Genomic DNA, 14,752 nt, shown 5'->3' on the forward strand with positions numbered 1-14,752 from the left:
AGCTATCTGCCTGCCAGAAAGAACTTTACCCCAAGCTTCTTGATCACTCTGATCGTCAGCATTGAGCCGAGACTGCACGACAGTACTATTATCCAATCAATAATATTCAAAGGTTGAAGCCTGAAGGGAGCGGCCAGCACCGGAATAACCGTGATCAATAACATGACTGCCGTAGTGCCGGCCAAAGCCATCCATATGTACTTACTTCTTACTACGTGGTTGTCATGAAAAGTATCCTGTGCATTGACCATATTTAACACATGCATCAGCTGTGAAAATGTGAGTGTAAAGAACAATACATTATTGGCATTGGTGAACCTGGATTCTGCGATTTTACCGCTAAGCAACGTAAATGCGGCTATGATCACCGCATAAATACCTATTGCCCTCCATTTGGCTTTTGAGATGATCGGCGCGTTCAGAGCCTGGGGCTTTTGTACCATTTCAGTACCGTCTCCGTTTGTAATTCCCAGCGCCAACGCCGGCAAAACATCCGTTACCAGGTTAATCAGCAGGATCTGCAGTGGTAAAAGCCGGAATGAAAAACCGGCAACAGCGATAGCACCTACTACCAGCAGTTCACTCAGATTACAGGAAAGCAGATAGATAATGAACCTCCTGATATTTTTGAAAATGATCCTTCCTTCACGGATGGCCAACACGAGGGATGAAAATGCGTCATCCTGCAAGATCATATCTGCCGCTTCCCGGGAGATCTGTGAGCCTCTTATTCCCATCGCTATGCCGATGTCAGCCTTACGTAAGGCAGGTGCATCATTCACCCCGTCTCCTGTCATGGCAACGACCTCATGATTTTCCTGCAACACTTTTATCAGTTCCAGTTTCTGAGCAGGAGATACCCGCGCGAAAATATCCGTGTCGGCCCACTTTGTTTTCTCCTCCACACCCAATGTTTCATAAGCTCGCATTTCCCTGCCCGTGATAATCGCAGGACGAGGGGAAAGCTTCAGCTTTTCAGCAATATAACCGGCAGTAGAAGGATGATCACCCGTCAACATTACTATCCTGATTCCCGCCTGCTGACAGAGGCTGACAGCTTTTGCTACATCCTTGCGGGGAGGATCCAGGAAACCAGCCAGACCGATAAAAGTAAGATCATGGAGAAAATCTTTACCTGCTTTTATTGTTTCCCGGTAGGCAAAGGCCAATGGCTTCAGCCCTTCTCCTGCCAGTTGCCCGTTACGCGACAGCCATTTCTTCCTGTCATCGTCTGTCATAGGCCTTGCCATGTTATTTTCAAGGATATATGCACAATGAGGCAATAGGTTCTCCATAGCTCCTTTTGCAGTTATCAGCAGGTTTCTGCCCCCCTGATGCATCATTCCCATGATACGTGTTTCAGAAGAAAAAGGTTGTTCACTGACTTTTATATAACCGGCATTTCCATTATTGATATCGCTGCCTTTATCCATAATAAATCTCTGCAAAGCTATTTCCAGCGGGTCTCCGGCAACCTTCAGCGTTCCGTTCTCTTCCCGCTGTACCATGGAGGTATTACATAAAACAGCCACCTGGAAAAACCGCTTATAGCTTTCTCCATACCGGACGATAGTTGGATCACTTTTCTGCCATTGATATGCCGGCGGGAATTCCAGCTGCACCAGCTCAAGCTGGTTCTCTGTCAACGTGCCCGTTTTATCTGTACAGATCACGGTGGTAAGTCCAAGTGTTTCTACAGCCGCAAGCTGTTTTACAATAATATGCTTCCGGCCCATCCGCAGCATGCCTTTGGCCAGGGCCAGGGTGGCTACAATCGGTAACCCTTCGGGGATGGCGGCCACGCTTAAAGCAATACCCGTTCTGATAATATCCGCCAAAGGCAGTTTATGAATTAAACCGGCAACGATCACGATCCCAACAAGCAATAATGAGAACACCAGCAGCTGTCTGCCGAAAACCGCCAGTTTTCTTTCCAGTGGCGCAGCCGTATCCGCTGTCTCGGTAAGTAGTCCCGCTATAGCACCGAATTCAGTCATCATACCTGTGGCAGTACACAATATGCTGGCATTACCTTTCTTCACAGCGGTACCTTTGAAGAGGATATTGGTCTGCTCTGCCAGAACAGTTTCGGTCTCAATATCACCGGCGTTCTTTTCCACCGGCACAGACTCTCCTGTTAATGTGGATTCATCAACCTGTAAGGAGGAAGCAGTAACAATCCTGCCATCAGCAGGCACAATATCCCCTGCCTCCACGTATATAATGTCACCTGGTACTATATCCTGCACCTCAATAAGTGTCATAGCGCCATCCCGCAATACCCTGGCATGTTGCCGGGTAAGGGCCTGCAAAGCGCTCATAGAACGGAATGCCTGCCATTCCATGAAAAAGCCCATCCCCGCATTTATCAGGAGGACCATCACAATGGCAAGTGCGTCGGCCCATTCACGGTAATAGGCAGATATACAGGCGGCCGCCAGCAGCAGCAACATAACAGGACTTTTGAACTGGTGCCATAAGATCTTTAGTATCCTGAAGTTACCAGGCGTGATAATGGCATTGGGGCCAAACATCTCCCTTCGCAGGTTTACCTGTGATGGTGCAAGTCCTTTTCTGATGTCGGTTTCCAGTATCCTTACCAGTTCACCGACACTATGTTTATACGCGCGCAACCTGACATTTCTAATAGCCATCTTTCACCAGTTGTTTACCCGGCTGATCTCTCTTTACAATATTCTCTGCTTCTACAATATTGCCAATTCCCTTCAGCAGCGCATCCGGGTTAAAAGAAATACTGGAAATGCCATTCCTTACAAGAAAGGCAGTGAATGCTGGCAGATCACTGGGCGCCTGGCCACAGAGGCCTACCGGCCTTTTACATTTTATTGCTCTTTTTATTACCTCTGATAGCAGGCTTTCCACCGCCTGATCTTCTTCATTGAATAGTCCTGATACCAGACTGGAATCCCTGTCAATACCCAGGGTCAGTTGCGTAAGATCATTCGATCCTATAGAGAACCCGTCAAATATGGCTGCAAACTTTTCGGCCAGCAGCACGTTGGAAGGTATCTCTGCCATTACGTATACCTCCAGCCCATTTTCCCCTCTCCTAAGGCCATATTCGTCCATAACGGATAAGACCTTGCTGCCTTCGGCCACGGTACGGCAGAAAGGAATCATGACTTTTACATTGGTCAGTCCCATATCATCCCTTACAGTTCTGATAGCAGCGCATTCCAGGCCAAAAGCCTCTTTATAGGCAGGATGATAGTAACGGGATGCTCCCCGGAATCCTAACATGGGGTTCTCTTCTTCCGGTTCAAATTCTTTTCCTCCCAGCAGGGCGGCATATTCGTTTGTCTTAAAGTCACTCATCCTCACAATCACCTCCCTTGGGTAAAAAGCCGCTGCAATAGTGGCGATACCCTGGGAAAGACGTTCAATAAAAAAACGTTTTTTATCATCATAGTCAGCGGTCAGTTCCCCGATCTGCTTTTTGGCCATGTCGTCTTTCAGGGCCGGATAACGTACCAGCGCCATAGGATGTATTCCAATAGTGTGGGTGATGATAAATTCCATCCTGAGCAGTCCTACGCCTTCAGCAGGATAGCCAGAAAGCTTAAAGGCCTGTCCCGGATCACTCATTATAAGCATAGGCTTTACCTTCGCGGGACGTTTGATATTGCTGAAGTCAACCTTTATCTTCTCATAGGGAACGGCCCCCTCATAAACAAAGCCCTCCTTTCCCTGGCAACAGGAAACGGTGATCACCATACCGGTTCTGATCACCTTTGTAGCGTTCCCGCAGCCCACAATAGCCGGAACATGCTGTTCTCTTGCCACAATAGCCGCATGACTGGTCCGGCCGCCGGAATCGGTGATAATAGCTCCGGCCTTTTTAAGCAAGGGGTCCCAATCGGGACTTGTTGTACGGGTAACAATGATTTCACCTTCTTTCAGTTTGTCTCCCTCCGCAGGAGAATTCAACACTCTGGCCATACCGGTAACGACCATATTACCGATGGCCTGTCCCTGCAGAAGGGCATGTCCTTTTTCCTTCAGACGGTATTCAAATTCTTCATGACCCGTTTTGCGGGAGTGGACCGTTTCTGGGCGGGCCTGTACTATATAGAGCTTGCCATCCAGTCCGTCTTTCGCCCACTCAATATCCATCGGGCATTTATAATGCCTTTCTATCAGTATGGCGTTGCCGGCCAGCTGCAAAACTTCCGCATCTGTCAATACCAGCTGGTGTTGCAGTGCGTCCGGAGTACGGACATTGACAATGTCGCCGGAATCATCGGCATACTTCATCGTCAGTTGTTTGCTGCCCAGCTTCTTTTGAATGATGGCCTGTTTACCTTCCTGCAGCGTTGGCTTGAAAACATAATATTCATCAGGCTCAATACTACCCTGTACGATATTCTCTCCAAGCCCCCAGGTACCAGATATAAGCACGAGGTCGCGGAAACCGGATTCCGGTTCCAGTGTAAAGGCTACTCCCGAGCAGGCAAGATCCGATTGCACCATTTTCTGGATACAGGCGCAAAGTGCCACCTTCTTATGTTCTATACCATTGTCTTCCCGGTATTTGATTGCACGGTCCGTATATAAAGAAGAATAACAACGCAACACAGTTTCAACGACCAGGTCCTCCCCTTTCACATTGAGAAAGGATTCGTGCTGTCCGGCAAAGCTGGCATATGGCATGTCTTCAGCAGTGGCACTACTACGCACGGCCACCGGTGCAGGGCCGTTTGTACATAACCTGGAATATTCATCTTTGATCGCCTTCTTTATAAAGTCAGGGATTTCCGCCTGCAGGATCAGTTTCCTGGCAGCAGCGCCTGTGTCTTTCAGATTATTGAACTGACGGCGGTCCAGACCTCTCATCAGTTCCTCCAAGGGCTCCCAAAGGTTGTTGAAGTCCAGGAATGTCCAGTAAGCAAAGGATGTAGTGGCAAAACCATCGGGTATATTAATACCCTGTGGAGTAAGATGCTTCATCATCTCTCCCATAGATGCATTCTTGCCGCCTACAATAGCAACATCCTGTATATTGATATCAGAAAAACTTTTTACCAAAGCTTCCATACTATAGCTTTTACTGGTGAGCAATAAACAGCGGCCATCTTAACTCCCTCATTAGCACATCTACCATGCTATGCCTGAAGAACCTTGATACAACGCCTCTCTTGTATGCGCCTGCAACTATAACGGCCGTGGCATCTTCGCTCCGCAGACGTAAGAGGATCTCTTCCTCAGCATCACCTTTCAAAACGGTATAAGCAGCGTCGGGCTGATGCCGCTTCATAAACTCCTTCATCAACCTGTTATCAGGTAAATGAAGGTCGTCATCGCTGTTCTTCACAGTGATCACCTCAGAAGGCAACGCGTTCAATACAGGAAGCAGATAGCTGAACATCTTGATAGCATAAACTGAAGAGGGCTGTCCATCATACAACAGGATAGATTTTCTGATTGGCACGTAAAACTTAGGCGCCAGCAGCACAGGACATTGAACGCCTGCAAGAAAATCCCTGATAAAACGGGTTGGCAGGTCTTCTGCATATCTGTTGAACGTTTCGTTTGCATCTATAATAACCAGGTCGGCATAAGTACTTTCATGCAATAATTCCATCAGCGCAATGTCTTTGTCTTTATGCACACTGTAATTCAACCCTGCCTCACTACAGGCGGCACTGAACTTCTCCACAGCTTTATTCCTTGTTGCAGCATCTTCTTCTTCCAGCGCGTCCAGTGTAGTATAATTATTATTATCTGCCTCAATCAATATCCTGTAAGGATTACGGCTGTAATAGGTCATATCATTCAGGAAAACACCCACGATATGGCATTTGTTCTCTCTCCCAAATGTAATAGCGTAGGATAATGTGCTGTCAGAAAATTTCAGACCGTCAAATGCAGCAATGATCTTTTTCATATGAATAATTTTGAAATTATTGATGTGCTATAAATACAGGTTGTGCAATCAGTTTTAATATAGGAGCAGCGTGACTTGGTGTAAAAAGTGTAGAAAAAGCATTCCTGCCATAAGCCCCCATTACAATAAAGTCCCTGGTACGCAGCAGCAGGCTATCTAATAACCCCGTTTTCACATTGCCATCCAGGACAATAAAATCTATATCATTGTAATGATCATGCAACCATTCCTTCAGCTTGTAATTCTCTTCAGGGGAAGGCTTATTTTTATCATCCATAACGGTGATGACCACCGCCGGGTGTTCTTTCAGTTCAGGAAACAGGTAGGTGAATTGTTTGATGGCAAATACGGAAGAACTGCGTCCATCATAGGTAAATACGATCTTATTCAGTCCTTCAAAGCTTTCAGGCAAAATGACCACCGGGCATTCCGCATCGGCCAGCACATCTGTCACAAAACGGGTAGGGACGTTTTCTTTAGTTACGGAGAAGGATGTGGAAGCATCTATCAGCAGCAAGTCAGCATACCTGCTTTCGATAACGACATCTTCCAGCGGTACGCCCATATCGCGGTGAACGATACCCGTCACGCCGCTCTTTGCGCAGCTGTCTTTAAACAGCTGAATATTATCTGCCAGGCATTGCTCCTTTAGCTCTTCAACATTCTCCGTCTGCACATTAATGCCTCCTTCCATTGCAGTTTCCTTTAACATCTTTACAGACCTCGACTCATTTGTCAGATTTTCAAGGAAGATGCCTGTCAGTTTTGAATGAGAGAGATTGCACAGGTAGCAGGCAAAATCAAGCGTGGATGGGTCCAGCTTTACCACGTCTGTTACATATAGTATCTTTTTCATGGAAAATATCAGTTTTATAGTGATGAGTAATAATCTTTATCAGGAGCATCTGCTAATGCGGCTTTACCCTCGCATTGACTGCGGACAATTGTTTAAAACGTTGAACTTCGTCCCAGGGCAGTGTGTTCAGCACATTTCCCCTGCTGCACCATCCCCGACGGGCCATGGTGACGCCCATCTGCATATAATCGTAGTGACTGCACAACTGTGCGCAGCTGTTGATGACGATCTTCACTCCTTTTTCAGCGGCCCCCTTGAGGAGATGATCTGAAAGATCGAGGCGCTGTGGCTGTGCGTTAATCTCCAGTGCCGTACCGCTGAGGGAGGCTTTTCTGAAGATCTGTGGCCAGTCCTGCGGTCCCGGCTCGTGCTGCCCGATGATCCTTCCTGTAGGATTGGCGATACAGTTGATATAAGGATGTTCACATGCCTGTACCAGTTTATTCCTGTAACAGTCAGCATCTGTTTCATTAATGACAGCCGTCACCCAGTCTGCCTGTTGCAGTAATTCATCAGGAATACCAGTGCCACCGTCTTCCGCGATGTCTACGACGATCCCTTTTTTCAGAAATGGGAATCCAAGTATGTTGTTTACGCGGTCTATTTCAGCAAACTGTTCAGGATACACCTCGGCGGGCAACTGGTCGGATATGACAATATATTCGTAATGTGGGAAGGCATTCAGCGCATAATGGGCAATGGAAGAGATAGCTTCCTCACCTTTTCCATAAACACTATGGATCCTCATATCACCTTTGATCTGGCTCGCATTGATCAGCTCCGGCAGCATATTGCGTGCTGCTCTGAATATTTCCCGGCCGCCTTCACGCAGTTCGGGAGGAATAGAGGAAAGGCCTAGTCGCCTATATATCTCTTCTTCTGTGCGGCCGGCTACCCAGGCGCCGGTTTCCACATCAAAGAGCCCATCAGCTGTCAGATTAAATCCTTTCTTCTGTGCCCGTTCGCTAAGCTGGACTGCATGTTCCAGGGAACCAGTGTAGTACAACAAGGCAGCTCCATAGGAGCTGTCATCAGCGATTCTTATATCGAGCTGCGTATCGTTATACAACACTGCAGAAACCCTTTTTCTGCCGGCAGCCGCAATGTTCTGCACCTGGGGGACCTGCATTAAATGTTGTAAAAAGCGTTCCCTGTCCTCTTCTGCCACATTTACCACCATATCAATATCACCTACTGTTTCACCACCCCTTCTCAGGCTGCCTGACAGTGATGCAGCCTCCACTTCAGGGATCAGTCTTATGACACGGAGTATTTCATTCCCCTGCAGGATGGCGTCCCATAGCAATAAACGGGTTCCCTTGGATTTATAAAGTTTAAGGCTACGTTTCAGATGATCGATCTTTGCGTTACTGATACCTCTGACCCTTTTGAGTTTACCTGACAAAATAAAATCTTTCAGTTGCTCAATAGTATTAATGTTCAGTTCTTCATACAGCTTTCTGACCAGCTTCGATCCAAATCCGTTTACTTCAAGGATCTCAAGCAGCTCAACAGGGACCTTTTGAATCAGGCGCATATATTTTCTCAATGTACCGGTAGTTGCAAATTCATTGAGGTCTTTCATTACGGTATCCGGCAGGTGAAGCGGGTTTTCCTTCCCGGAAGCGTGCAAATAGTTGCTGATATCATTTTTCAGCTTACTTACCTCGATGGCTATTCTCTCATACGCCCTGGCTACAGTGACACGGCCCTGGTACCTGTAACAGGCAGACATATTATGATAGATCTCGGCTAAGTATTCTTTGCAGTGTGATGATGTTGCAGGACTAATAACGGTCATAAGAAGATATTTTTTTAGATGACTTAATATGCAGTACGGTCATATATAAAATTGCCAATGGCCAGGGACTGATCTTTTTCTCCCGCATCAGGAACAAACAGGCGATAGCTAATATAACGGTGCAGGGGAAAGAAGCACCGGCGCCCAGCGGGGCAATTGCCAGCAGGAAAACAGTAGCTCCCGCCAGGGCAATCTTTTCCAATGGACCTTTCCACAATAGCGCCAGGCCGATCAACACCTGCCCTACAGCTATTAGAAGCACAAAACCGGTAATGTGACTGCCGAAGTATCCGTTAATGAACCGTTCATATGCAGGTAAGGCAGCAACATCAGCGTATGTGGTGTAGATCTGCGGATGAGAGATCGAAATAACCGTATTTACGACAGCGCCGCCAAGGAATAACAGGGACATGCACATCCTGCCAAAAACAGGTTTAATGATGCTGATATACAGGATCAACACTGCAATGAAATTTGATAACATATAAGCTTGTGAAAAAATATTGCCTCTCATAACCGGGATATTTGTATAGTTGGGGAATGTTAAATCTGTTCCAAAGCTATTTCTAATACCCCTACCGTTCAATAACGCCCATTACTCCATTAGCTTATTATAATCATACCCTGGGATGATGGAAGTCACCGCTCCCTGATTTTCTACAACTTATTTTTGATACGTCATTTAAAACTTATGTTATGAAAAAAAATATGGGCCGGTTTGACCGTATGGTAAGGGTTGTACTGGCATTAGCAGCACTCTTCTTTGTTTATAATAAAATGGTGACTGGCACGGCCGCTGTTGTTATTACGATCATTGCAGCTGTATTCATCCTGACAAGTGTTTTGGCAATTTGTCCCTTATATAGCCTGTTGGGGATCAGAACCTGCAGGACAAGCCATTCTCATGCATGATCTTCTTAAATAAATCCCTGTTATCATTAAAAAACTTAATCACTATGAGAAAAATATTATTATCATTTGACGGCACACATTACTCAAAAGGCGCATTTGACTTTGCCAGGAGGATGAACGATGAGGAACCTATCCTGCTCACCGGCGCATTTTTGCCACAGGTAGATTTCGCCAATTCGTGGAGCTACGCAAATGGTGGCGGCTCAGTGTATATACCCCTGATAGAGGGTTACGATGCGGATGTTGTTGCCGCCAATATCGCGAAGTTTGAAGAGGATTGCGTAAGGCATAATATTGAGCATCGCGTACACAGAGATTTTAGCTCCTTTGCATTACCGGAATTGCAGAAGGAAAGCCGGTATGCCGATCTCATGATACTGGGCAGCCAGCGTTTTTATGAAAACCTGGGCCTGGAAAGTCCAAATGAATATCTGCGGGACGCATTGCATGATGCAGAATGTCCCGTGCTCATAACACCTGAAGAATTTGACTATCCTGAAAGCATAGTACTTGCCTTTGATGGCAGCCGTTCATCTGTCTATGCCATCAAGCAGTTTGCCTATCTTTTTCCGGAGCTATGCAGGAACAGATCTATAGTGGTATATGCAACTAAAAAAGAAGGTGGGAACATTCCTGACGAAGATTATATTAAAGAACTGGCGGCCCGGCATTTCAGCAATCTGACCTTTTACGAGCTGGAAGCCAATCCGCGTGACAGCTTCTCTACCTGGATTACAGATCAGGACAGGCCAATACTTGTAAGCGGCGCATTCGGCCGTTCCGGTTTCTCGCAGATATTCAAACGTAGCTTCGCATCCGATGTTATAGCTGAAAATAGATTTCCGGTATTTATCGCACATAGGTAATAATAACAGTATATAATCGTCAACACCAAAAATGAGAAGGTCTGCTTTAAAAGCAGACCTCTTGTATTTAAACATATATTCTTCCAAAATATACCATCACAATGCAGATTCATACCGGCCGGTTACACCGCTCAATCTTATCCGGTACACTATAGGACGTAACTCGGCCGGCACATCCTCATCTCCGGTCCCTTCAAGAGCCATTTGAGGTAGCCGGGCAGTTTCGCTCACTTTCAGATGCTTCAGGCGGCTTACCAGGAATTTCATCGCATAATAACGTTCTCTTTCATCAGTAATTTCTTCATAGGTACCCTGGGCGATTACACTTTTCCAGCTGCCGGGATCATGGATTTCATCCACTTCGAAACACACGTTAGGATTCTTCCGCATCATTTCTATTTTCAGTCCTTCCCTCGAGTGGGCAATGATATATTTTTCATTGTATGCATAACTCACAGGAACGACATAGATGTGATCTCCATCCCGGCAACCAATACGGCCGGTCACGTTCCTGTTCAGTATTTCATCTATCTGTTGTTGTGAGAGTGTGCCCAACATATACATGTGGTTTAAATGTGAACAATAAATAACCGATACAAATAGACTATATTTATAAGTACAGGACAATGATGAAAATCAGTCGTCGCATGGTCTTTCATCATTTTCTGGCGGACGCATCTCTGCTAATTTGGCAAAAAATAAGAGATATGAAAGCACTAGTATATCATGGCCCCGGCCAAAAGTCATTTGAAGAAAAACCCAAACCCGTAATAGCCGACCCTACGGACGCCATCGTAAAGATCCTCAAAACGACCATCTGTGGCACAGATCTACACATCCTGAAAGGCGACGTTCCAGAAGTAACTGAGGGCCGCATACTCGGCCATGAAGGTGTCGGTGTGATAGAAGAAACAGGCAGCAGCGTCACAAACTTTAAGAAGGGCGATCATGTACTGATCTCCTGTATCACCTCCTGTGGCAAATGCGAATATTGCAGGAAAGGCATGTATTCCCATTGTGAAAATGGCGGATGGGTATTGGGGCACCTGATAGATGGGACCCAGGCTGAATATGTCAGAATTCCCTACGCAGATACCAGTCTTTATCATATACCGGAGGGGGCCAATGAGGAAGCCCTGGTAATGCTCAGCGATATACTCCCCACGGGTTATGAATGCGGGGTGCTGAACGGTCGGGTACAGCCTGGTGGTACGGTGGCCATTGTAGGTTCAGGCCCTATCGGCCTGGCATCTTTATTGACCGCACAGTTTTATTCTCCTGCGGCTATTATCATGATAGATCTCGACGACAACCGGCTGGAAGTATCAAAGAAATTTGGCGCCACCCATACTATCAATAGCTCAAAAGAGAACACAGTGGAACGGGTTATGGCAATCACAGGCAACCGTGGCGTAGATACAGCTATTGAAGCAGTAGGCATTCCCGCTACCTTCGAATTGTGTACATCTGTTATCGGTCCCGGCGGTTGTGTAGCCAATGTAGGAGTACATGGGAAACCGGCCACCCTTCACCTGGAAAACCTCTGGGCAAAGAATATCACGATCACCACGAGACTGGTAGATACGGTCACTACTCCTTTGCTGCTGAAAACGGTTATATCTGATAAACTGGACCCATTAAAGCTCATTACGCACCGCTTCAGGCTGACAGATATCATGCAGGCATATGAAACATTCGGACAGGCTGAGAAGGAGAAATCACTTAAAGTAATATTATCCAATGACTAATGGATTGCCCGGCGCCATGCAGGCCATGGTGCTGGAAACACCCCGTTCACCGCTACAGCTGCAGAAATTACCTTTACCGATCCCTGTGTCTGGCCAGGTATTGATCAGGGTAATAGCATGCGGTGTATGCAGGACGGACCTTCATATCGTGGATGGAGAATTACATTCTCCTAAACTACCTCTGATACCGGGGCACGAAATTGTAGGTATGGTAGTGCAAAACGGTCCCCATACAGACCAGTTCAGACCCGGAGATATTGTTGGTGTTCCCTGGCTGGGATATACCTGCGGCAAGTGCAAATACTGCCTGCATGAACAGGAAAATCTTTGTGAGCAGGCTCTCTTCACGGGGTATACTATCAATGGAGGGTATGCAGAATATACAACAGCCTGCGCCCGGTACTGCTTCCTCCTTCCAACTGTTTATGCCTCAGCTGCGGGCGCGCCATTGTTATGCGCAGGAATGATAGGATACCGGTCATGGCAGATGATCAGTCAGCACGCGCAGCACATAGGTATGTATGGGTTTGGCGCGGCGGCTCATATCCTGACACAGATCGCAAAATATAAACATAAGTCTGTTTACGCTTTTACCCGGAGAGACGATACGCTTGCACAGATGTTTGCCATTGAACTGGGGGCTGTCTGGACCGGCAGTTCTGACGAGGCGCCTCCTGTGAAACTGGATGCTGCTATTATTTTCGCACCTGTCGGCTCACTGATCCCCACAGCGCTGTCCCATCTCGACAAGGGCGGACAGATCATATGCGGAGGTATACACATGAGCGATATCCCATCTTTTCCCTACCACCTTCTTTGGGAAGAGCGTTCTATAAGATCTGTCGCGAACCTTACGAGGAAAGATGGTGAACTGCTATTTAAAGCTGCTGCAGAAGCGAAGGTTACAACAACAACAAAACAATACAAACTTTCTGAAGCCAATGATGCGCTGGAAGACCTGCGCAAAGGACTCATAAAGGGAGCAGCTGTACTTGTACCTGACCACGTCTAAAATTACTATCATGTTATCAGGATCGATATGGTTTTCTATAGTCATCATTATTGCCCTTATTCTGCGCTATTATTATGTACGCTTTTATAAAATGCTGGAAGCAGATCGCGGGAAACTACTCCTTCAATGCTGTTCCCGATGCCCTGATATACTAACGGAAGATGCTATACAGCATCTCCCTCGTGTGGTGAAGCGATGGCTGACGCACAGCGGCATATTGAACAAAGCTTTTAGTGGAAGTGTACATCTATGTCAGCAGGGAGAAATGAGGACCGGCAATAATGGTAAGTGGATGCCTGTAAAGGCAGAGCAATGGTTCAGCACTACTGTTCCCGGCTTTCTCTGGACGGCAGCTATAAATATGTTGCCCTTACTGCACCTGGCAGGCAAAGACAGCTACATAAACGGTAAAGGCCATATGCTGATCAGCTTTCTTTCAACAATACCTGTTGTGAACGCCAAAGGGCCCGAAATTGACCAGGGTAGTATGATAAGATACCTCGCCGAAATGGTATGGTTCCCATACGCAACAGTGAGTGATCAGATCAGATGGGAAGAAGTTGATGAATTAACAGCCAGGGCAACCATTACCTACGGTGGTATTTCGGCGTCAGCCCTGTTCCGTTTCAATGAGGAAGGAGATTTCATCAGCCTCACCGCAAAAAGGTATTATGCTGCTAAAGGCCGGTCAACACTGGAAGACTGGCTGGTGGAAACAGAGCCGGGCGCTTACCGGACATTTGAAGGCATACGCGTACCCGATCGGCTTCAGGTGACCTGGTTGCTCAAAAGTGGCAGGTTTACATGGTTCCTGCTGAAGGTGACCGACATAAAGTATCACGAAAACCGGCAATATCAACTTGCTAAATCACCACGGCATGAATACCTCTGAAATAAATAAACAACGACAGAATAAGGCTTTCTCCAGCCCGGGCTTTCCCGCAAACGAAGAAAATTATTTCCTGGAAGGGCCAAGGTCCAGGTTGCGGGAATTTATATTTGTACTGAAAATATTCTTTGAATTCATCCGGGGTTTCAGGGTGCTTCATTTTGTAGGCCCTTGCGTGAGTGTATTTGGCTCGGCCAGAACAAAACCGGGTACTCCTTATTACGATGCTGCCTATAAGATGGGTACGGGGATTGCCGACCTTGGTTTTACCGTCATGACCGGTGGAGGTCCTGGTATTATGGAGGCTGCCAATAAAGGTGCTTACGATGCCAAAGGATATTCCGTAGGCTGCAATATACTGCTGCCAAAGGAACAAAAGCCTAACCCCTATATGCAGAAATATTTCAGCTGCCATTACTTCTTTGTACGCAAGGTCCTGATGTTTAAATACTCCTACGCATTCGTCATCATGCCCGGAGGTATCGGCACCATGGACGAATTTTTTGAAGCGCTTACGCTGATACAGACCAGGAAGATCCTTGACTTCCCGGTTATACTAATGGGTAAAAGTTACTGGGATCCGCTGATGCCACTTTTCCACAAAATGCTGGAAGAAAGAATGATCGATAGCAAGGATCTGAAATATATGTTGTTTACCGACTCTGAAGAAGAAGCACTGCAGCATATAGCTACGTACGCGGTGGAAAAGTACCGCTCCAAACGGAATATATTGTTTAAAAAATTTTTGCTACTGGCCGAATAA

At 46.6% G+C, this 14,752-nt stretch carries 13 protein-coding genes; 6 read left to right on the forward strand and 7 right to left on the reverse strand.

What is annotated here, in order from left to right:
• Positions 1 to 2: 2 nt before the first annotated feature.
• Genes F3I09_RS18480 through F3I09_RS18505 form a run of 6 tightly spaced genes read right to left on the reverse strand, consistent with a single transcriptional unit; the run spans position 3 to position 9,076 of the window.
• The gene (locus tag F3I09_RS18480) at positions 3 to 2,654 is read right to left on the reverse strand and encodes a cation-transporting P-type ATPase (RefSeq protein ID WP_149696519.1); all 2,652 of its coding nucleotides are present in this window, start codon (positions 2,652 to 2,654) and stop codon (positions 3 to 5) included.
• Positions 2,644 to 5,055: a phosphoenolpyruvate synthase gene (gene ppsA, locus F3I09_RS18485; RefSeq protein WP_149696520.1), complete on the reverse strand. Its 2,412-nt coding sequence runs from the start codon at positions 5,053 to 5,055 to the stop codon at positions 2,644 to 2,646. Before ppsA ends, F3I09_RS18480 begins: the two co-directional genes overlap by 11 nt.
• A gap of 10 nt (positions 5,056 to 5,065) precedes the next feature.
• Entirely contained in the window at positions 5,066 to 5,905 is an 840-nt protein-coding gene (locus tag F3I09_RS18490; protein ID WP_149696521.1) for a universal stress protein, read from the reverse strand.
• Between the two features lie 16 nt (positions 5,906 to 5,921).
• Positions 5,922 to 6,761, reverse strand: coding sequence for a universal stress protein (locus F3I09_RS18495; protein WP_149696522.1), 840 nt, complete (start codon positions 6,759 to 6,761; stop codon positions 5,922 to 5,924).
• A gap of 52 nt (positions 6,762 to 6,813) precedes the next feature.
• A complete protein-coding gene (locus F3I09_RS18500; RefSeq protein WP_149696523.1) occupies positions 6,814 to 8,562 on the reverse strand; it encodes a DNA polymerase III in 1,749 nt (582 codons plus the stop codon).
• The gene (locus F3I09_RS18505) at positions 8,549 to 9,076 is read right to left on the reverse strand and encodes a hypothetical protein (RefSeq protein ID WP_149696524.1); all 528 of its coding nucleotides are present in this window, start codon (positions 9,074 to 9,076) and stop codon (positions 8,549 to 8,551) included. Before F3I09_RS18505 ends, F3I09_RS18500 begins: the two co-directional genes overlap by 14 nt.
• Positions 9,077 to 9,258: 182 nt before the next feature.
• Between F3I09_RS18505 and F3I09_RS18510 the strand changes: the two genes are divergently transcribed.
• Positions 9,259 to 9,474: a DUF2892 domain-containing protein gene (locus F3I09_RS18510; protein WP_149696525.1), complete on the forward strand. Its 216-nt coding sequence runs from the start codon at positions 9,259 to 9,261 to the stop codon at positions 9,472 to 9,474.
• A 44-nt stretch (positions 9,475 to 9,518) separates the two neighbouring features.
• Positions 9,519 to 10,340, forward strand: coding sequence for a universal stress protein (locus tag F3I09_RS18515; protein WP_149696526.1), 822 nt, complete (start codon positions 9,519 to 9,521; stop codon positions 10,338 to 10,340).
• 96 nt (positions 10,341 to 10,436) lie between these two features.
• On the opposite strand, the gene F3I09_RS18520 is transcribed toward F3I09_RS18515, so the two are convergent.
• Positions 10,437 to 10,898: a pyridoxamine 5'-phosphate oxidase family protein gene (locus tag F3I09_RS18520; protein ID WP_188133864.1), complete on the reverse strand. Its 462-nt coding sequence runs from the start codon at positions 10,896 to 10,898 to the stop codon at positions 10,437 to 10,439.
• A gap of 149 nt (positions 10,899 to 11,047) precedes the next feature.
• Here F3I09_RS18520 and F3I09_RS18525 point away from each other — a divergent pair, with 149 nt between their 5' ends.
• Genes F3I09_RS18525 through F3I09_RS18540 form a run of 4 tightly spaced genes read left to right on the forward strand, consistent with a single transcriptional unit; the run spans position 11,048 to position 14,752 of the window.
• Positions 11,048 to 12,088 (forward strand): zinc-dependent alcohol dehydrogenase family protein, encoded by a 1,041-nt coding sequence (locus F3I09_RS18525; RefSeq protein ID WP_149696528.1) that lies wholly within the window; start codon positions 11,048 to 11,050, stop codon positions 12,086 to 12,088.
• Entirely contained in the window at positions 12,081 to 13,100 is a 1,020-nt protein-coding gene (locus F3I09_RS18530; protein ID WP_223233289.1) for a zinc-dependent alcohol dehydrogenase family protein, read from the forward strand. Before F3I09_RS18525 ends, F3I09_RS18530 begins: the two co-directional genes overlap by 8 nt.
• A gap of 10 nt (positions 13,101 to 13,110) precedes the next feature.
• Positions 13,111 to 13,992 (forward strand): DUF6544 family protein, encoded by an 882-nt coding sequence (locus F3I09_RS18535; RefSeq protein ID WP_149696529.1) that lies wholly within the window; start codon positions 13,111 to 13,113, stop codon positions 13,990 to 13,992.
• Positions 13,979 to 14,752, forward strand: a complete 774-nt coding sequence (locus F3I09_RS18540; protein ID WP_149696530.1) for a TIGR00730 family Rossman fold protein — start codon at positions 13,979 to 13,981, stop codon at positions 14,750 to 14,752. The genes F3I09_RS18535 and F3I09_RS18540 overlap by 14 nt, the downstream gene beginning before the upstream one ends.

It is taken from the genome of Chitinophaga sp. CF418 (assembly GCF_900142925.1).
Classification (GTDB): domain Bacteria; phylum Bacteroidota; class Bacteroidia; order Chitinophagales; family Chitinophagaceae; genus Chitinophaga.